This window comes from Solimonas terrae, from assembly GCF_011067135.1.
Taxonomy (GTDB): domain Bacteria; phylum Pseudomonadota; class Gammaproteobacteria; order Nevskiales; family Nevskiaceae; genus Solimonas; species Solimonas terrae.
Map to the genome: position 1 here is coordinate 1 of NZ_JAAMOW010000007.1, position 18363 is coordinate 18363.

18 protein-coding genes and 1 pseudogene are annotated in these 18363 nt (G+C 63.6%); 8 read left to right on the forward strand and 11 right to left on the reverse strand.

Features of this window, described 5'->3' with window-relative positions; all coding sequences use genetic code 11:
• Nucleotides 1–200: 200 nt before the first annotated feature.
• Complete coding sequence (locus G7Y85_RS13435; RefSeq protein WP_166257953.1) at nt 201–575, reverse strand: helix-turn-helix domain-containing protein; 375 nt, start codon at nt 573–575, stop codon at nt 201–203.
• Between the two features lie 10 nt (nt 576–585).
• Nucleotides 586–789, reverse strand: a pseudogene (locus G7Y85_RS13440) (type II toxin-antitoxin system HigB family toxin); the annotation flags it as partial.
• A gap of 119 nt (nt 790–908) precedes the next feature.
• On the opposite strand from G7Y85_RS13440, the gene G7Y85_RS13445 reads away from it, so the two are divergent.
• Complete coding sequence (locus G7Y85_RS13445) at nt 909–1376, forward strand: transposase (RefSeq protein WP_366514978.1); 468 nt, start codon at nt 909–911, stop codon at nt 1374–1376.
• A 234-nt stretch (nt 1377–1610) separates the two neighbouring features.
• Here the strand turns inward: G7Y85_RS13445 and G7Y85_RS13450 are convergent, their stop codons facing one another.
• Nucleotides 1611–1952 carry a hypothetical protein gene (locus G7Y85_RS13450; protein WP_166257955.1) on the reverse strand — a complete coding sequence of 114 codons (342 nt, stop codon included), beginning with the start codon at nt 1950–1952 and terminating at the stop codon, nt 1611–1613.
• Entirely contained in the window at nt 1949–3934 is a 1986-nt protein-coding gene (locus tag G7Y85_RS13455; RefSeq protein WP_166257958.1) for a hypothetical protein, read from the reverse strand. Before G7Y85_RS13455 ends, G7Y85_RS13450 begins: the two co-directional genes overlap by 4 nt.
• A 230-nt stretch (nt 3935–4164) precedes the next feature.
• Between G7Y85_RS13455 and G7Y85_RS13460 the strand changes: the two genes are divergently transcribed.
• The 4 genes from G7Y85_RS13460 to G7Y85_RS13475 are packed head-to-tail and all read left to right on the forward strand — an operon-like array spanning nt 4165 to nt 7404.
• The gene (locus tag G7Y85_RS13460) at nt 4165–5214 is read left to right on the forward strand and encodes an NAD(P)-dependent alcohol dehydrogenase (RefSeq protein WP_166257961.1); all 1050 of its coding nucleotides are present in this window, start codon (nt 4165–4167) and stop codon (nt 5212–5214) included.
• On the forward strand, nt 5211–5522 hold the full coding sequence (locus tag G7Y85_RS13465; RefSeq protein ID WP_166257964.1) for a PGPGW domain-containing protein: 312 nt from the start codon (nt 5211–5213) through the stop codon (nt 5520–5522). Before G7Y85_RS13460 ends, G7Y85_RS13465 begins: the two co-directional genes overlap by 4 nt.
• 29 nt (nt 5523–5551) lie before the next feature.
• Nucleotides 5552–6049, forward strand: coding sequence for a hypothetical protein (locus tag G7Y85_RS13470; protein WP_166257967.1), 498 nt, complete (start codon nt 5552–5554; stop codon nt 6047–6049).
• Nucleotides 6046–7404, forward strand: a complete 1359-nt coding sequence (locus tag G7Y85_RS13475; RefSeq protein WP_166257970.1) for a GAF domain-containing protein — start codon at nt 6046–6048, stop codon at nt 7402–7404. Before G7Y85_RS13470 ends, G7Y85_RS13475 begins: the two co-directional genes overlap by 4 nt.
• A gap of 8 nt (nt 7405–7412) precedes the next feature.
• On the opposite strand, the gene G7Y85_RS13480 is transcribed toward G7Y85_RS13475, so the two are convergent.
• Together G7Y85_RS13480 and msrA are read right to left on the reverse strand one after the other, a co-directional pair.
• Entirely contained in the window at nt 7413–8111 is a 699-nt protein-coding gene (locus G7Y85_RS13480) for a hemerythrin domain-containing protein (RefSeq protein ID WP_166257973.1), read from the reverse strand.
• Nucleotides 8112–8283: 172 nt separating this feature from the next.
• Nucleotides 8284–8904, reverse strand: coding sequence for a peptide-methionine (S)-S-oxide reductase MsrA (gene msrA / locus G7Y85_RS13485; RefSeq protein ID WP_166257976.1), 621 nt, complete (start codon nt 8902–8904; stop codon nt 8284–8286).
• 146 nt (nt 8905–9050) lie between these two features.
• Here msrA and G7Y85_RS13490 point away from each other — a divergent pair, with 146 nt between their 5' ends.
• Both G7Y85_RS13490 and G7Y85_RS13495 read left to right on the forward strand, forming a co-directional pair.
• Nucleotides 9051–10091 carry a GNAT family N-acetyltransferase gene (locus G7Y85_RS13490; RefSeq protein ID WP_166257979.1) on the forward strand — a complete coding sequence of 347 codons (1041 nt, stop codon included), beginning with the start codon at nt 9051–9053 and terminating at the stop codon, nt 10089–10091.
• Between the two features lie 29 nt (nt 10092–10120).
• Nucleotides 10121–10624, forward strand: a complete 504-nt coding sequence (locus G7Y85_RS13495; RefSeq protein ID WP_166257982.1) for a DUF3016 domain-containing protein — start codon at nt 10121–10123, stop codon at nt 10622–10624.
• Nucleotides 10625–10684: 60 nt separating this feature from the next.
• On the opposite strand, the gene G7Y85_RS13500 is transcribed toward G7Y85_RS13495, so the two are convergent.
• The 4 genes from G7Y85_RS13500 to G7Y85_RS13515 form a co-directional block, all read right to left on the reverse strand.
• Nucleotides 10685–11635 (reverse strand): Nudix family hydrolase, encoded by a 951-nt coding sequence (locus G7Y85_RS13500; RefSeq protein WP_166257985.1) that lies wholly within the window; start codon nt 11633–11635, stop codon nt 10685–10687.
• Between the two features lie 60 nt (nt 11636–11695).
• Nucleotides 11696–12916, reverse strand: coding sequence for a bifunctional glutamate N-acetyltransferase/amino-acid acetyltransferase ArgJ (gene argJ / locus G7Y85_RS13505; protein WP_166257988.1), 1221 nt, complete (start codon nt 12914–12916; stop codon nt 11696–11698).
• Between the two features lie 206 nt (nt 12917–13122).
• Nucleotides 13123–15894, reverse strand: coding sequence for a preprotein translocase subunit SecA (gene secA, locus G7Y85_RS13510; RefSeq protein ID WP_166257991.1), 2772 nt, complete (start codon nt 15892–15894; stop codon nt 13123–13125).
• A 132-nt stretch (nt 15895–16026) separates the two neighbouring features.
• Nucleotides 16027–16956, reverse strand: coding sequence for a M23 family metallopeptidase (locus G7Y85_RS13515; RefSeq protein WP_194241183.1), 930 nt, complete (start codon nt 16954–16956; stop codon nt 16027–16029).
• Nucleotides 16957–16976: 20 nt separating this feature from the next.
• Here G7Y85_RS13515 and G7Y85_RS13520 point away from each other — a divergent pair, with 20 nt between their 5' ends.
• Nucleotides 16977–17288 (forward strand): hypothetical protein, encoded by a 312-nt coding sequence (locus G7Y85_RS13520; protein WP_166257994.1) that lies wholly within the window; start codon nt 16977–16979, stop codon nt 17286–17288.
• Between the two features lie 101 nt (nt 17289–17389).
• On the opposite strand, the gene lpxC is transcribed toward G7Y85_RS13520, so the two are convergent.
• The gene (lpxC, locus tag G7Y85_RS13525) at nt 17390–18313 is read right to left on the reverse strand and encodes a UDP-3-O-acyl-N-acetylglucosamine deacetylase (protein ID WP_166257999.1); all 924 of its coding nucleotides are present in this window, start codon (nt 18311–18313) and stop codon (nt 17390–17392) included.
• Nucleotides 18314–18363: the final 50 nt, after the last annotated feature.

An 18363-nucleotide genomic window follows, 5' to 3' on the forward strand; every position in this document is an offset into this window, starting at 1 on the left:
TGCTTGTCCAATTCACCCGCAACCGATTACCGCTCAGCTGTCTGGACGATGTCGCTCGAATCGTCAGACAGTACACGCAATCTGTGCTCATCATTGAGTGACTTTCGGGGGGATAGGTCAGGGTCGGAGTAAATAGAATCGGCTGCGTGCAAAATGTGGTTGAGCGGCGAAGCATGCCGACCACTTCTTGCACGGAACGGCTATGCGGCCCTTGGAGCAACTCGCTGATTGATCAGGCTCTCGGCCGGGATATTGAATGACTTGTTCAGAGCCCGGATCATCCGCACTGTCAGCGGCCGACGGCGGGCCAGCACTTCGTAGACACGGTTCTTTCGACCGATTGCAGGAATCAGGTCATCTACCGTGAGGCCCTGCTGTTCCATTCGGAACTTGATGGCCTCTACCGCATCCGGGAGATCCATGGGGAAGTGTGTACGCTCGTAGGCTTCAACCAGGGTTGCCAGCACGTCGAGGCGGTCGCCCGCCTCGGTGCCCGCATCTGCTGACATGAGCGTCTCGATCTCGCGCAGTGTCTCGCGATAGTCGGCTTCGGTCTTGATGGGTCGGATGTTCATAGCGAGCTCTTCAGATGGCCTGTACGTCGATCTGATCGTACTGCCGATGGGTGCCGATAAAGCGGATGTAAAGCACCCTGTATGGGTAATTGATCCAGACAACGAGGCGGTACTTGTTGCCTGCGATATTGAACACGACACGCCCGTCCTTCAGAACGCTGGCATTGCCGAACTGCTGTTTCACTTCGTTGGGTGTGGACCAATCGGCCTTCACGACAATAGGCGACAATAGGGGACAGACCACGAATATGCTACGGTCTGGAAACTCTAGGCAGGAATCGGGCCATACCCCGCCGTCCCCCTCTGCAACTCCCTGGCATTCCGCAGCACATCATTCAGCGAGGAAATAACCGGCAGGCTTGTTTCTACGCGGATGACGACTACGTATTTTATCTGGACTGGCTGAAGGAATACGCCAGAAAGGCCGGCTGCCAGATTCACGCGTACGTGCTGATGACCAACCACGTGCATTTGCTGATTTCGAGTCTGCGCGCGGACGGAGCGGGGATCCTGATGAAAGCGCTGGGCCAGCGCTACGTGCAGTACGTTAACCGGCAATACCGGCGCAGCGGTACGCTGTGGGAAGGACGGTTCCGGTCCTGTCTGGTGCAGCAGGACGAATACCTGCTGAGTTGCCATCGCTATATCGAACTCAACCCGGTACGGGCGGGTATGGTGTCACATCCGGGTGACTATCCCTGGTCCAGTTACCGAGCCAACGGGCAAGGCGAGGCCGATGCACTGGTCAGCCCCCAACCTGCTGTACTTGCAGCTGGGCGCCACTCCTGCCGAACGCTGTGAACGATACCGGGCCTTGTTTAAGCCCGACATGGATCCGAAATTGATCGACGAGATTCGATCGGCTACCAACGGCAACTGCGTTCTGGGCAACGAACGATTTGCGGAGCAAGTCGCTCAGGTGCTCGGTCGTCGTGTCGTCGGAGGTAAGGCCGGGTAGCCAGTGCGGACTCAGGCGTCAGAATCAGGGGAATGGATCGAATAGGGCGAGCGTATATCGTGGTCTGTCCCCTATTATTATTCATAGTTTTTCTTTAAAGCGTTATCCTTCGCCTGATTAACGAAAGCAATTAATTTCTCCCTATTAATTCCGCGAGCCGCTGTGGCAAATTTTGAGTACGCCTCCTCTAATTCCAAATGACGACTTAAACTGCCTTGGTGAAAATAATATGCACAGGGAATTTCCCCATACGGCTCAATCCTCTCGCCAGACAATATCTCATCAAAAATTGGTCGCAATATGCGCAAGCACAGAGCTGCGTCACTCTCAGTGGAGGAATACTTTTTTAACAATTCGATGAGCGCATTGCAACAGTCTTGAAGCGTGGGCAAATCGACAAATGCTTCTGTGAGGCTCATTGTCCTGGCCCCAAAGTCTCGACGTAGCTAGGGGGGGTGAACTGAGATCGATTTGGAATTATCGATTGCTGAAAACCACCGTACCGCACTGCTCCATTGCTAGAAGCAGGCGCAATAGAGCTTCGGAATATCAACGGCGTCTCTCCTTGTCGAGGGGTTATGGAAAAAGCGTTATACGCCGGGGATGCATTTGGAAGGCCCAATGCATCCGCGATCTGTTCTGGCGGCAACGATCGAATCACGTCATAAGTTTTTGCGTCCATAAAATATCCTGTCGATTCATTAGGCGAAGTATACCGACTATCCGTCCCGATCAGCTTAAAGAACGATTGACCCGCTTCGGCAGTAGAAACCGAAGGAATTCCAGACCCACTGTTCAAAAATTGCTGGGCGCGACTAAGTACTGCATCTGGACTTAGGTCGCGATTACCGGCAGCTATTTGCCCGACAAGTGATTGCCCGTAGCTTGTTGCTTCTATTTGGTCATAGCTCGGATTTAATCCGAAAGTCCGGAACTCCTCGGAACCTTGAGAGAGTTTGAACGACGCAGCGTTTCCAGTTGTTGAAGGTAATATTTCGAGTTCAGCACTACCGAAGCGCTGGCCCAATTTGCCTACGCCCTCACCCCCTGCCTGCAGCGCAGAAAGCGTTAATTGGGGGTCTGGCAGCGACCCCAAGTGAACAACACCGGCGGCGTTCGCCCTTGCATATATTGAAAGAAAAGCCTGGTTTCCCAAAAAGACTCGGTCGTCAGCGCTAAGATAAGGGTTCGCGAGCGCAGCCCTCACTTCACCCAGACTGCCCAAAATTTGTGACGAAGTTGCATTAGCGTCATATGCTATCCCAATAGCACGCTTTCCGATTTCAGCATTACTTTGATACGAACCTAACGGAGCAAGCGAGAAGTCAGAAGTGAGCGGAATTCCTTGTCCAGCTAATAGGCTCGTTAACGTATCCGGCAACGCAGCGACACCACCAAAAGTGAACAGAGGGGCGCTCGCCTGTCTTAGGTTTAAACCTACGACAGTCGCATTAGACTGTGTGGTCGAAGGCGTGATCTTCAGGATGGGGCCTAGTTCGGTCGGCGACGAATATGCGCCGGCTGGCAACACCAAATCCTCAGCAGTAAGCGGCGCTATGCTCGGCGTGCTGGAGAAGCTCTGTACGCTGATGGGCTGCTCAATGCTCTGATAGTCCAGCGCATACTGCAGCGCGCGCTCAGATCCATAGCGCTCAACGACATTGTCGTAGGCCTTTTTCGCACCTGGACTCAGGTTTTGGACCTGATGGTCTATCTCGCTCTGCTTGATCGCCCCGACAATCGAATTGCCGAGTGCATTGCCAAATGCGTCGGCCGCAATGCTTTCGATATCGAACTTCCCGTGTCCTTCGATCGCCACGACAACAGAACGGTCGGCAAGGTCATAGGCAGTGTTTCTCAGCGTATCACCGAAGACATTGTCCAAATCGAAAGCTTGCGGTTGTCCGCTGCTGCCGGGAATGCGCCTAAGCGGGTCGTCGTCACCCAAGCCCTGCCCCAGCCCCGTAACTACGGCATCGGCAGCAACTGCAGCCCAATCGAAATGTTTCTGCTGGCCCAAGGCAAGGTTCGCAACTTGGCTGACACTGGCGTTGAGCGCGCCCTGTGCGACGCCGCGACCGACTGCCGACCAAGAGAAGCCTTGAGACGCCTTGATGCCGTTGCTCGCGTCGGCCGCGGCCGCCTGTAGTCCTGCACCAAAGAAGCCGATCTTGGTCAGCTGGTCGATACCAGGGAATAATAGGGGACAGACCACGATATACGCTCGCCCTATTCGATCCATTCCCCTGATTCTGACGCCTGAGTCCGCACTGGCTACCCGGGCCTTACCTCCGACGACACGACGACCGAGCACCTGAGCGATCTGCTCCGTAAATCGTTCGTTGCCCAGAACGCAGTTACCGTTGGTGGCTGATCCGACGATCGGAATTCCCCAGTGCATTGCCAAAAGCGTCGGCTCTTCGTTCGACGGCGTCTTCGTTCCCCAGAGCCCATATTCGGGAATGTCCGTGGCCAGTTCGCGAATCGCGGTCAGGGGCTTGCAGAAAAGCGGAGAAGTCGCGTCGTTTGCCCGAAGCGCGCCGTCGTATTGCCTGATCCGATGACGTTTGCCCGCGGTTCATCGGCGTGCGGCATCATGCAGGTCTGCCATTTTTTCGATTTGGAGCCCCCATGACTGCTGCGCTCGGCTATGCCGCTGAAATCGCCAAGGCCCCGCTGGTGCCGTTCAGCTTCGAACGGCGAGCCACCCGCCCGCACGATGTACGGATCGAGATCTCGTATTGCGGCGTCTGCCATTCGGATCTGCATCAGGTCCGCGACGAGTGGGGTCACGGCACATTCCCGATGGTGCCGGGCCACGAAATCGTCGGCCGCGTGATCGAGGTCGGCGAACAGGTCACGAAGTTCAAGGCCGGCGATGTCGCCGGCGTCGGCTGCATGGTCGACTCGTGCCGGAGCTGCCCGGCCTGCGAAGAAGGCCTCGAGCAGTATTGCGAAAAAGGCTTCACCGGCACGTACGGCGCGAAGTCTCGCATCGGCGACGGCATTACCTACGGCGGCTATTCGAATCACATCGTCGTCGATGAAGCCTTCGTCCTGCACGTCTCGGACAAGCTCGAGCTTGCCGCCGTCGCGCCGCTGCTGTGCGCTGGCATCACCACGTACTCGCCGCTGCGCTACTGGAAGATCGGCCCGGGCCAGAAGGTCGGCATTGTCGGCCTCGGCGGGCTCGGTCACATGGCAGTGAAGTTCGCGAAGGCATTCGGCGCGCACGTGGTGTTGTTCACGACCTCGGCGGGCAAGACCGACGACGCCAGGCGCCTCGGTGCAGCGGAAGTCGTGATCTCGAAGAACAGGGACGAGATGAAGGCACACGCGAAGAGCTTCGATTTCATCCTCGACTGTGTCTCGGCACCGCATGACATCAATGCCTATCTGGCGCTGCTCAAGCGCGAAGGCACGCTGGCACTGCTCGGCGTGCCGGACACGCCACCGATGCTGCAGTTCCAGCACCTGATCTACTCGCGGCGCCAGATCGGCGGCTCGCTGATCGGCGGCATTGCCGAAACCCAGGAAATGCTCGACTTCTGCGCCGAGCACGGCATCGTCTCGGACATCGAGCTGATCGCCATCGACAGGATCAACGAGGCGTACGAGCGGATGCTGAAGAGCGATGTGAAATACCGCTTCGTGATCGACATCGCCACGCTGGCGGCGTGATCGCGGGACTGCGCGAAAGCTGGAATTTCATCCGGCAGGCGCCGCCGGGCGAGCGTTTCGGTCGCTATCACCGTCGCCGTCAGCGGCAGCGCCGCCGTCGCTGGTTGCGGCCGCTGCGGCTGGCGGCGGGCGTCGCGGTCCTTGCCGCCGGCCTGATCCTGGTGCCGGCACCCGGGCCCGGCCTGCTGGTGGTTGCCGTCGGCGCCGCCCTGCTGGCCGGCGAATCGGCAAGCGTCGCCACCTGGCTCGATCACGGCGAACTGCGTGTGCGCCGCTGGCTCGGTCGAGGGCCGAATCCGGATTCCTGAGTACCCCGGCCGCCGGCTAATATCCGCGCATGGGGGAAGCCGCTGTCACATTGTCGGCCGCGCAGGCCGCGTTCATCGAGGGACCGCGCTCGATCTACGCGACGAGTTGCGATGCCCGGTTCCGGCCGTCGCTGGCGCGGCTGCTCGGTTGCATCGTTGCCGATGATCGCCGCCAGCTGATTCTGCTGGCGCATCCGCTGCAGGCCGATCGACTGCTGCACGATGTCGAGCAGAGTGGCGTACTGGCCGTCGTCTTCAACGCGCCGGAAACGCATCAGACCTTGCAACTCAAGGGCACGGGCCGACGCCTGGCGGCGCCGCCGGCCGATGCCGAAGCGCTGGTGCAGCGGCATCTCGACGCATTCGTCGCCGCGCTCGGACCGCGCGGCTTCACGCCGGAACTGGTGCACGCGGTGATTCGCGGCTCGCCGGAGCCAGCGGTCGCGATCGGCTTTCGGCCGCAGACCCTGTTCGAACAGACACCGGGGCCACAGGCCGGCCAGCGCATCGCCGGTAACGCGCCTTGAGCCTCGATCTCGACACCGCACGCGACTGCCTCGACAGTGCGATTCCGTGCACGATCGCCACCGTCTCCGGCGACGGCATACCCAACGTCACCTATGTTTCGCACGCCGAATACGTCGACGCCGAGCATCTGGCGCTGAGCTTCCAGTTTTTCAACAAGACCCGCGAGAACGTGCTGGCGCGGCGCGCAGCCCTGCTCTACGCGACCGACTCGGAATCCGGCGCCAGCTACCGGCTGGAGCTGGAATACCTGCGCACCGAATCCGAAGGTCCGCTGTTCGAGCGCATGAAGGCGCGTCTCGCCGGCATTGCCTCGCATACCGGCATGGCCGGCGTCTTCCGCCTGCGCGGTGCCGACGTTTACCGCGTGCGCGGCATCGAGGCGGTGGCCGGCATCAGTGCGGCGCCGCGGCCGCCGCAGCGCAAGCCGCTGGCCGCGCTGCGTGCCGCGTCCTGCGCCATCGCCGCCTGCGGCGGCGGTTTCGATGCGCTGCTGGACGCGGCACTCGACGCGCTGCAGCGTCATTTCGACATTCACCATGCGGCGCTGCTGATGCTCGATCGCGCGCAGGGGCGCCTGTACCTGGTCGGCAGCCGGGGCTACGCCCGTTCCGGCATCGGCTCGGAGATCGAACTCGGCGACGGCGTGATCGGCGTTGCCGCGGCGCAGAACACGCCGATCCGTATCGCCTACGCGACATCGGACTACCGGTACGTGCATGTCGCCACGCAGGCGGACGGAGCCGACGCGCAACGCAGGACGGAGATCCCGTTTCCCGGCCTGGCACACGTCGAAAGCCAGTTGGCGGTGCCGATCGTCTGCGGCGGCGAGGTGCGCGGCGTGCTCTACGTCGAGTGCCCCCAGCAGCGGCGCTTCGGCTACGACGATGAAGACGCGTTGATCACGCTGTCGACGCAGCTCGGGCTGGCGCTCGACCAGGCGCAGGCAGCGCAGGACGAAGCCGGCGATGTCGAGCTTGCGACCGAGACAGCCGAATGCCCGGCCGGATCAGACGGCACGCCGCTGCAGGTGCGGCGCTACCGCGAGGACGACAGCATCTTTCTCGACGACGACTACCTGATCAAGGGCGTCGCCGGCGCCATCCTCTGGAAGCTGCTCGACGTCTGGCTGGCGGAGGGGCGCAACGAGTTCAGCAACCGCGAGTTGCGGCTCGACCCGTCGCTGCGCCTGCCCGACATCGCCGACAACCTCGAAGCCCGGCTCGTGCTGCTGAGCCGCCGTCTCGCCGAACGCAGCGACTGCCTGCGCATCGAGAAAACCGCTCGCGGCCGCTTCCGCCTGCACGTCGGCCGGCCGGTCCGGCTTGCCGAGATCGGCAAGCCGGTCGCGGCCTGACCCTGGGCTCAGGCGGCGGCAGCGGTCTCCAGCTGCAGCGCCAGAATCAGCTTCTGCCAGTCGGCTGCGGAAATCAGGCCGCGCAGCATGCCCATCGTGGCGTCGAAGACCGCCGCCGGCGCGTTGCCGCGCATGCCGCCCAGCAGCTCGACGCGCTCCTGGTGGCTGGCGTTCGGCAGCATCCAGCGCATGGCCTGCCGCATCTCGTCCGGGGACAGCGACGAAACCAGGGCTTGATGAATGGCCTGCAGTTCGGCATCGCTGTACGTTGCCCACAACACGGCGTTGTGGCGCGTTTCCTCGTCGTGCATGTGCAGGAAATTGTCGCCGACGAAGGTGGCCAGCTCGCGGTACAGGGCCTCGCCGGCGACCGTGCGCACGCACGGGTCCAGCGCTTCGATCAACGCCATCTGCGTGCGCAGGCGCTCGATCGCGGCGACGTGCTCGACGTGCTCCTGCGTTGCCGCCATCGCCGTGGTCGGTGCCCGCGCTTCCATGGCCGGGTGAACGAACTCGTTCTCGTGGGCGAGGTGCGAGGCGCAGAAGTCGGCGAGTTCGCGGACCGCGGCCAGCGTGCGGCCGCTGTCCGCGGCATCGCTCCAGTCGCAGCGGCCGGCGGCGCTCAAGGCCTCGCCCATCATGGCGCGCAAGCCCTTGTGGATGACCGCATACATGTTGTGCCGGGCGGTCGTGGTGGTGTTCTGCATGGTGCTTCCCCTGGTTGTGAAATGGCCGATCGGAGCGCTGCTCCGGATGGCCGGCACTGTAGGGAAGCGGCGCTGTCGCCGTTCTTATTTATTGATTAAGGGAACCGTAAAGAATTCTTAAGGACGCACCGGACTGTGACGCAGTCGACGCTTGCCGCTCGCCAGGCCATCCTCAGGCCTTCAGTTCCTCGCCGAAATAGGCACGCAGCTTCTCGACCTTCGGCAAGGCCACCGCGGCAATGTACGGCTGCTCCGGATGCAGTTCGGCATAGTTCTGGTGATAGGCCTCTGCCTCGAAGAAATCCGTCAGCGGTTCGAGCCGCGTGACGATCTTCGCGTTGTAGATTCCTGCCGCGTCGAGCTGCGCGATATACGCCTCGGCAATCTGCTTCTGCGTTTCGTCGGCATAGAAGATCGCGGAACGGTACTGTGTGCCGACATCATTGCCCTGCCGATTCAACTGCGTCGGATCATGGGCAACGGCGAAGAAGATCTTCAACAGCTTGCCGAAGCTGGTCCGCGTCGGGTCGTAGGCGATCTGGATCACTTCGGCATGTTCGGTCTGCCCGGTGCAGACGGTTTTGTAGTCGGCGGTTGCCGCCGAGCCGCCGGCATACCCGGACGTCACCGACAGCACCCCGTCGAGGTCCTTGTACACCGCCTCCACGCACCAGAAGCAGCCGCCGGCGAGTACCGCCAGTTTCGGACCGCCGGCTTCGCGCGGATCCAGCGCCGCGGCCGGAACATCGTTCGGATTGACCTTCAGGCTACCGCCGAAAAAACCGCCAGCCATGTTTGCGCTCCTCGGGTTTGCGGGCGGCTCACGATACTCCTTCCGCCGCGCGATGCACGCGATATGGGGGCGTCGCGCCGGCCGACAATCCCGGCGGCGATTCGAAGCCGTTGCGCTCACCGGCCTCGCTCGCCAATGATGCGGTTGTGATCCCCGATTCCAGCCCGTTCACCGATCCGGCCTACATCGCCGCCCTCGAGCGCCACGGCTGCGCCGCACCGGAGAACGGCTGGACACCCCGACATATCGACGGCCCGCGCGGTCGCGTGGTCTGCTATGAAAAGGCGCATTCCTGGGGCGAGTTCGTGTTCGACTTCGAACTGGCCCGTGCGCATCGCCAGCACGGTCTGGCGTACTACCCAAAGTTGGTCGCCTGCGTGCCGTTCACGCCGGTCCCGGGCGCGCGCCTGCTGGCTGCGGACGACGCCGGTCGCCTGTCGCTCGCGCGCGAACTGCAGGCACAGGCCGAATTCCGCCATTCGGGCGCGCATGTGCTGTTCGCCGATCCCGCCGAGTGTGCCCTGCTGGCGGCCGACGGCTGGATACGGCGCGTGCAGCTGCGCTATGTCTGGCATGCCCGCGGCGCCGGGAGCTTCGACGATTTCCTCGCGCGCCTGCCGGGCAAGAAGCGCAAGAACATTCGCGCCGAACGCCGCAAGCTTGCGGGCTTCGCGATCGGCTGGCAGCCCGGCAGCAGTTTCGACGCGGGTGAATGGCAGCGTGTGTTCCAGCTCTATGCCAGCACTTATCACATGCGCGGCCAGGCGCCCTATCTGAATCTCGCCTGCCTGCAGGACTGGGCCGCGCATTTCGGCGAGCGTCTGCAGTTCTGCGTGGCGCGACAGGCCGGCGAAATGGTCGCCATGGCGTTCTTCTTCGAGGATGGCGACACCCTGTACGGCCGGCACTGGGGTGCCGACGCCAGCTACGACGGACTGCATTTCGAGCTTTGCTACTACCAGGGCATCGAGCGCTGCCTCGCGCGCGGGCTGAAGCATTTCGACGCCGGCGTGCAGGGCGAACACAAGCTCGCGCGCGGCTTCGAAATCGAGCTTGCGCACTCGGCACACTGGTTCACCCATCGCGGCTTTCACGACGCCATCGCGCGCGCCTTCGAGCACGAACGTGTCGCTTTGCAACGCCATGTCGCCGAGGCTGCCGGCGACACGGAACGCGGCGCAGACTGAGCACCGCCAGACCCAACCGGAGAGCCCGCATGCGTACCGTTCTGCTTGCAGCCCTGCTGTTCGCCGGCGCAGCCAGCGCCCAGGGCACGGCCGCGCCGACCAGCGCCAACACCGTGGTCGATTTCGTGCATCCGGAGAAGTTCGTCGACGCCGGCGATCAGGGTTTCGGCGGCGCCCCCAGCAAGCGCGTGCTCGCCGAACTCGGAAAGGCGATCGTCGCGTTGGGCGCGAAGTATCTTGGCCCCGGCGAGGCGCTGAAGATCGACGTCAGCGACGTCGATCTGGCCGGTCGATTCGAACCCGGCCCGCAGGCCGGCGACACCGTTCGCGTCATGCGCGATTCGGATTGGCCGCGCATCGCGCTGCATTACGTCCTGAAGAAGGACGGCGTGATCGCGAGCGAAGGCGATGCCCAGATCAGCGACATGAACTATCTCGACCAGCAGCGCTCCGGTCGTTCCAGCGAGCATCTGTATTACGAAAAGCGAATGCTCCAGGACTGGTTCTCGAAGACCTTCAAACCGCAGTCCTGAGGAAAATTCCCGCGCGGCGATCGTCGACGCCGCCCCGATCACAATGTCCGCGCCGGTCGCTCAAGCCGGCCAGTAAGCACGAATCGCCGCGATGCCCTGTGCGTAGTGTTGCTGTACCGATGCAAGCTGGTCGCGTTGCAGGCCACCGATCCAGTACACGGGCAGATTCGCGGCCTGCGTCAGACGGCTGGCTTCGCTCAGGCCCAGCACGGCGCTGCCCGGATGGCTGAGCGTCGCCGAGACGCTGCCAAGCACGGCGGCGTCGAAACCCAGTGCCCGAGCTCTGCGCAGGCCATCGGCACCGTGCGTGGAGGCCAGACACAGCGGCACATCCGGGCGCTCGTCCAGATCCCGCAAACAGGCATCCGTCGCATGCCAGGCGTCGGCGCCGAGGCGAGCAACCATCTCGGGCGCGCGATCAAGCACGACCCGCAAGCCCAGGGCCTGCGCCGCGGGCAGCACGCTGGCGGCGAGCGTCGCGTAGTCGTGATCATCGAGTTCGGGGAAGCGCAGTCGCAGCAGCGCGGCAGCCGGCAGCCGGGGCAAGGCCGACAGCAGCGATGCCGGTGTCATTCGTGGCGGCGTGAAGACGTAGTCGGACGGCAGGCGCAGCGCCGAGATGATCGGCGCATCGGCCGCAAGGATCGGATAGTCCGTGATCGTCTGTGGCGTTACCCAGGCCAGCGCCTGCGCCTCCCGACCGGCCGGTTCGCCGCGCCAGCGCAGCACCTTCCAGCAATCGAGCCGCACGCGTCGTTCGCTGTAGTCGTGCACGATCCGGATCAGCGGCTGCGCGGCCTCGATGTCGATGCCGATTTCCTCGTGCAGCTCGCGCCGCAGGGCCTCGTATGCCGACTCGCCGGCTTCGATCTTGCCGCCCGGAAATTCCCACTGGCCGGCCGCGATCTTGCCGATCGGCCGCTGCGCGATCAGCACCCGTCCCTGCGTGTCGATCAGGCAACCCGCTGCCACCTCGATGCACGGTCGCGATGCAGATGTTGCGGATGCCATCAGATCCGCGACCCGGGGCCGGCAGCGGCGGCCGGCACGAGCGGCCGCCGGACGCCGGAATCAGGTTCGATATTCGGCATTGATCTTCACGTACTCGTAGCTGAAATCGCAGGTCCACAGCCGCGCATGCGCGGTGCCGCGCCCCAGCGAAACGTGGATCGTGAACTCCGGTCTGGCGACGACAGCCGCGCCGCGTTCCTCGCGATAGTCCGGATGCGGCTGCCCGCGATCGAGCAGCACGACATCGTCGAGCGTGATGCCGACCTTTGCCGGGTCCAGCCCGGCCACGCCGGCCTTGCCGATCGCCATCACGATCCGTCCCCAGTTTGCATCGCCGGCAAACATCGCGGTCTTCACCAGCGGCGAATTGGCGATCGCGTAGCCCACCTGGCGCGCTTCGGCGACCGAGGCGGCATCGCCGACATTGATCGTGATGAAGCGCGTCGCGCCTTCGCCATCGCGCACGACCGCCTGCGCCAACTCGATGCAGACCTCGCGAATCGCGGCCGCGACCACGCCGTAGTCGGGATCACCGGGTTCGATGTCGCGCGTACCGACACGCGCCGTCGCGCACAGCACGCAGGAGTCGTTGGTCGAGGTATCACTGTCGACGGTCACGCAGTTGAACGAATCGTCGACCGCGGCGCGCAGGGCGGCATCGACGGCCGTCGCCCCCAGGCGCGCGTCGGTGGCGATGAAGGCCAGCATGGTCGCCATGTGCGGCTCGATCATGCCGACGCCCTTGGCGATGCCGGTCACCGTCACCTCGCCCTGCGAGGTCGCGACCCGGCGACTGGCACCTTTGGCGACGGTGTCGGTGGTCATGATCGTGGTGGCCGCGAGATTCCAGCGATCGGCATCGAGCGCGGCGACCGCAACCGGGATTGCCGCGATCATCCGCTCGCAGGGCAGACGCTGACCGATCACGCCGGTCGAAAACGGCAGGATCTGCTGCGGACCGCAACCAAGCGCGCTCGCCACCGCGGCGCTGGTCGCACGCGCATCGTCGAGTCCGCCATTGCCGGTCGCCGCGTTGGCGTTGCCGGCATTGACCAGCAAGGCGCGGATCGCCGATGTCGCCGCCAGGCGCTCACGACACAGCTGCACCGGCGCTGCCGCAAAGGCGTTCTGCGTGAAGACTCCGGCGACGCGACCACCCTCGGCAATCTCGATCACCAGCAGATCCTTGCGGCCCGGCTTCTTGATCGCCGCCTCGGCGACACCCAGCCGGATGCCGGCAACCGGCAACAGATTCGAAGGAGCGGACAGATTCACGGGCATGACGGTGTTTTCCGAAGCAGCAACAAAAAGAGGCGCCCGAGATCAGCGGGCGCCTCCGTGCATTCTGCAGCCCTTGTCCCGGCCAGACCAGAGGGGCGGCGACGTCGCGAGCGGTGCCGACCCCGTGTCATCGACGCACGTCCATGCCCAGGCACCGCGAGCACGAATGACGTGAGATCACCCGCGCAGCAGACGGCTGCGCTGCGCTACGCCAGGGTGCCGTGGCAGTGCTTGTACTTCTTGCCGCTGCCGCAGGGGCATGGATCGTTGCGGCCGACCTTGGGCATGTCGCGCACGACCGGCGCGGGCCGCTCTGCGGCCGGCAGGCGCCTCGGCGCCATGCCCGGCGGCACCTCGGCTTCGGCCGGCGGCGCAATTTCCGCGGCCGAGCCGGCGCCCGGCGAAGGCGCAGACTCGTGCTGCATCTGCATGCGCTTTTCGAGCAGCTCGGCCTGGCGGCGGCGCTGGTCTTCAACCGCCTGCACCTCGGCTTCGGTCTGGATGCGCACGCGCGCGAGCGTGGTCACGACGTCGTGCTTGTAGCGCGCCAGCACGTCGTTGAACATGTTGAACGCTTCGCGCTTGTATTCCTGCTTCGGGTCCTTCTGTGCGTAACCGCGCAGGTGTATGCCCTGGCGCAGATAGTCCATCGCCGCGAGATGCTCGCGCCACAGCGTATCGAGCGTCTGCAGCATCACGGCCTTCTCGAAGTGCTCGAGCACCGGCGCGCCGACCTGCGCCTTCTTGGTTTCGTACGCCTCGCGGACGTACTCCAGCAGGCGGGCGCGCAAGCCCTTCTCGTTGAGATCGCGTTCCTCGTCCAGCCATGTGCGGATCGGGAACTCCAGCGCGAAATCGCTGCGGAATGCGTCGTGCAGGCCTTCGACATTCCACTGCTCTTCGATCGACTGCGGTGGCACATGCGCATCGATCACGGCGCTGACGACATCCGGGCGAATGGTGTCGACCATGTCGGTGACGCGCTCGGCGGCCATCACCTGATCGCGCAGTTCGTAGACGGCCTTGCGCTGGTCGTTGGCGACGTTGTCGTATTCGAGCAACTGCTTGCGGATATCGAAGTTGTGCGCTTCGACCTTGCGCTGCGCGGTCTCGATCGCGCGCGTCACCCAGCGATGCTCGATGGCTTCGCCTTCCTGCATGCCGAGGCCCTGCAGCATCGCCCGCATGCGCGGCGGCGTGAAGATGCGCATCAGGGTGTCGTCGAGCGACAGATAGAAGCGCGACGCACCGGGGTCACCCTGACGACCGGAGCGGCCACGCAGCTGGTTGTCGATGCGCCGCGACTCGTGCCGCTCGGAACCGAGCACGCACAGGCCGCCGGCCTGCAGCACCTGCTCGTGGCGCTGCTTCCATGCCGCCCTGGCGGCTTCGCGCGCGGCCAGATCATCGGCCGGAAGTTTGGCGAGCTCGTTGTCGAGATTGCCGCCGAGCACGATGTCGGTGCCGCGGCCGGCCATGTTGGTGGCGATCGTCACGGCACCCGGGCTGCCAGCCTGCGCGACGATGTCGGCTTCGCGTTCGTGCTGCTTGGCGTTCAGGACTTCGTGCGGAATCTTGGCCTGCCGAAGCAGGCCCGACAGCAGTTCCGAGGTTTCGATGCTGGCCGTGCCGACCAGCACCGGCTGCTGCCTGGCGTGCGCCTGCTTGATCTCGTCGATGACCGCGTTGAACTTGTCCTTGGCGTTCATGAATACCAGATCGCCCTGATCCTTGCGCAGCATCGGGCGATTGGTCGGAATCACGACGACTTCAAGTTCGTAGATGCTCTGGAACTCGAAGGCCTCGGTGTCGGCGGTACCGGTCATGCCGGACAGCTTGTCGTAGAGACGGAAGTAGTTCTGGAAAGTGATGCTCGCCAGCGTCTGGTTTTCCTGCTGGATCTTGACGTTTTCCTTGGCCTCGATCGCCTGGTGCAGACCGTCGGACCAGCGTCGTCCCGGCATCATGCGGCCGGTGAACTCGTCGATGATGATGATCTGGTTGTCGCGGACGATGTATTCGACATCGCGCTTGTAAAGGTGATGCGCGCGCAACAGCGCATTCAGGTGATGCAGCAGCACGATGTTGGCGGCGTCGTAGAGGCTGTCCTCGTCGCCGAGCAGCTGTGCCGCGCGCATCAGGCCCTCGACCTTTTCGTGACCCTCTTCGGTCAGGTGGACCTGCTTGGACTTTTCGTCGACCGAGAAGTCGCCGGGGCCGTCTTCTTCCTGCTGGATGACGAGCTTCGGAATCAGTGCATTGATCTTGCGGTACAGCTCCGGATCATCGTCGGTCGGACCGCTGATGATCAGCGGGGTGCGGGCCTCGTCGATCAGGATCGAGTCGACTTCGTCGACGATCGCGTAGTTCTGGCCGCGCTGCACCTTGTCGGCGAGCGAAAACGCCATGTTGTCGCGCAGGTAATCGAAGCCCAGCTCGTTGTTGGTCGCATAGGTGATGTCGCTGCGATAGGCCTCGCGCTTCTCCTCGGTGGTCTGACCGGAGGTGATCACGCCGACCGTCAGGCCGAGGAAGCGGAAGATGCGGCCCATCCACTCCGAGTCGCGACGCGCCAGATAATCGTTGACCGTGACGACATGCACGCCCTTGCCGGGCAGTGCGTTCAGATAGGCGGGCAGCGTGGCGACCAGGGTCTTGCCTTCGCCCGTGCGCATTTCGGCGATCTTGCCTTCGTGCAGGATCGAGCCGCCGACCAGCTGCACATCGAAGTGGCGCATGCCCATGACGCGCTTGCCGGCCTCGCGAACGACGGCAAACGCATCGGCACGAATTTGATCGAGGGTTTCGCCCTTGCCGAGACGCTCGCGCAGGACAATGGTCTGCTGCGCCAGCTGGGCATCGTCCATGGCCGCGTATTTGCTTTCGAGCGCGGCGACGCTGGCGACCAGCGGGTCGAGTTTCTTCAGGATGCGTTGATTGCGGCTCCCGAAAACCCGGGCCAAGACGTTATTGAACATAAGCTCGCTGGAAACGTGAGAACCGCCGCGCGAAAGAGGCAGCCCGAAAAAGAATGGCGCGTATTATGCCTTGCTTGGGGCTGGCCGCAGGGTTTCAAGCCTGCATCCGGGGATGCGATATCGTGTATGCGCTCAGCGCGCGGCCTGAATATAACGCTGCGGATCGACCGGTTCGCCGTTGTAGAGGACTTCGAAATGCACGTGCGGTCCGGTCGAGCGGCCGGTGGAGCCGACATGCGCGACAACCTGGCCGCGCGTGACCTTGTCGCCGACGTGGACCAGAACCGCGCTGTTGTGCCCGTAGCGCGTCGAATAGCCGTTGCCGTGATTGATCTCGACGAGGTTGCCGTAACCGGTACTCGGTCCGGCCCAGGTGACCATGCCCGAAGCAACCGCATCGACGTCGGTGCCGATCGGCGCGGCGAAGTCGATGCCTTCGTGTCGCGTGAGGTGTCCGGTGAACGGATCGGTACGGACACCGAACAGCGAGCTGATCCAGCCGTTTTCGACCGGCCAGCCGGTCGGGCGTACTTCCTTCTGCAGGCGGCTCGCCACCAGCAGGTCCTCGAGCACGCGGAACTGCCGTTCGCGATCGGTGAGCTGGCGCTCGAATTTGGTCAGGGACTGCAGCACCGGATTGAACGCCGGCTCGGGCGACGCCGAGGCCAGTTCCGGGCCGCCGATCGGCGGCGGTTCGCTGAAATTGAATTCACCTTGCTCGAGACCGGCGATCTCGGTCATGCGCTGGCCGGCGGCGTCGAGGCGCAGAACCTGCGCCTGCAGTTCGGCGAGACGGCGCGACAAGGCAGCGTCGTTTTCCTCGGCCGTTTCGCGCGCCTTGCCGAGTGCGGCGCGCTGCTGCTCGACTTCCCTGGCCCAGCTGGCGACCAGCCGCGGCGGCAGGACGCTGGAGCCACCGCGGGTCCAGTAGCCGACTGCGAAGCTCGATGACAGCAACAACCCGCCGATCAGCACGAACGGCAGCCAGCCGAACACGTGGCGAACATCGAGGCGCAAGCGCCAGGTTCTGCCGCGCTGATGACTGACTACAATAATGTCCATCTTGTGACGACGAGTCCCTAGTGCGCGATCCACAATCCGTCAAGCAATGCCTGGATCTGGCGCCGGCCAAGGCGGGCATTGCATGGCTGTCTCAAGTCCAGCGACTGGCTGACATCAACCGGTCGCTGCCATCGTGGTGTGCCGAACCCTGGGTCCGACAGATCAGAGTCGCGAACATTCGCGGCCAGACCGTCGTCGTCTTTTCGGCGTCAGCTGCGGCGCTGGTGCCGCTGCGGCATCGCAGCAGCACATTCCTGCTCTGGCTGAACGACCACTACCGGCTTTCCTGCACCCGGCTTGATGCCAAAGTGCGCCCCCCGCTGGTGGTCTAGCCCGAGTCTATCGGCGTGCCCCATCCCAGTGCAAGCCCGCGGCCTGCCCCGGTTGAGTCTACCGCCAAGCAAAAGGGATGCCGCCAGGCGGCAAACGCGGCTCAGGCCGCCGTCGCCATGCTGCCGCGCACGTAGGCGATCGGCGAGCGCGCGGCCTGATCCTCGAAGGTCACCAGTTCGAACGATGCCGCGTCGTCAAGCACGGCACGAACCAGCTTGTTGTTCAGTGCGTGCCCGGACTTGTAGGCCGTGTACGCGCCGATCACCGGGTGTCCGAGCAGGTAGAGATCGCCGACGGCGTCGAGAATCTTGTGCCGCACGAACTCGTCGTCGTAGCGCAGGCCTTCGTGATTGACGACGCGAAAGTCGTCGAGCGCAACGACGTTGTCGAGACTGGCGCCGAGGCCCAGATTGTTCGAGCGCAGCACATCAAGCTCGCGCAGGAAGCCGAAGGTGCGCGCGCGCGAGACTTCCTTGACGTAGTTGGCGGTCGAGAAATCGACGATCGCGTCCTGGCCGGATGACTTGAACACCGGATGCTGGAAGTCGATGTTGAATGCGAGACGGTAGCCTTCGTACGGCTCGAAGCGCGCCCATTTGTCGCCGTCCTGCACCTGCACCGGCTGACGGATGCGCAGGAAGGTCTTCGGCGCATCCTGCTCATGGATACCGGCCGACTGGATCAGGAACACGAAAGGGCCGGAGCTGCCGTCCATGATCGGAATCTCGGCAGCCGACAGTTCGACCACGCAGTTGTCGATGCCCAGTCCGGCGAACGCCGACATCAGATGTTCGACGGTCATGATCTTGACGCCGGCGTCATTGACCAGCGTGCTGCACATCACCGCTTCGCGCAGCAGGTGCGCGCTGCCCGGCACTTCGACGCCGGGTTCGAGATCGGTGCGACGAAACACGATGCCGGTGTCCGGACCCGCCGGCAGCAGCGACATGTAGACCTTGCGGCCCGAGTGCAGGCCGATGCCGCTCGCGCGGATCGCCTGCTTCAAAGTGCGTTGACGGACCATGTTCGCTTTATGGGGGCCGGGTTCAATAAAAAAAGCGCGGCGCCCGGGAG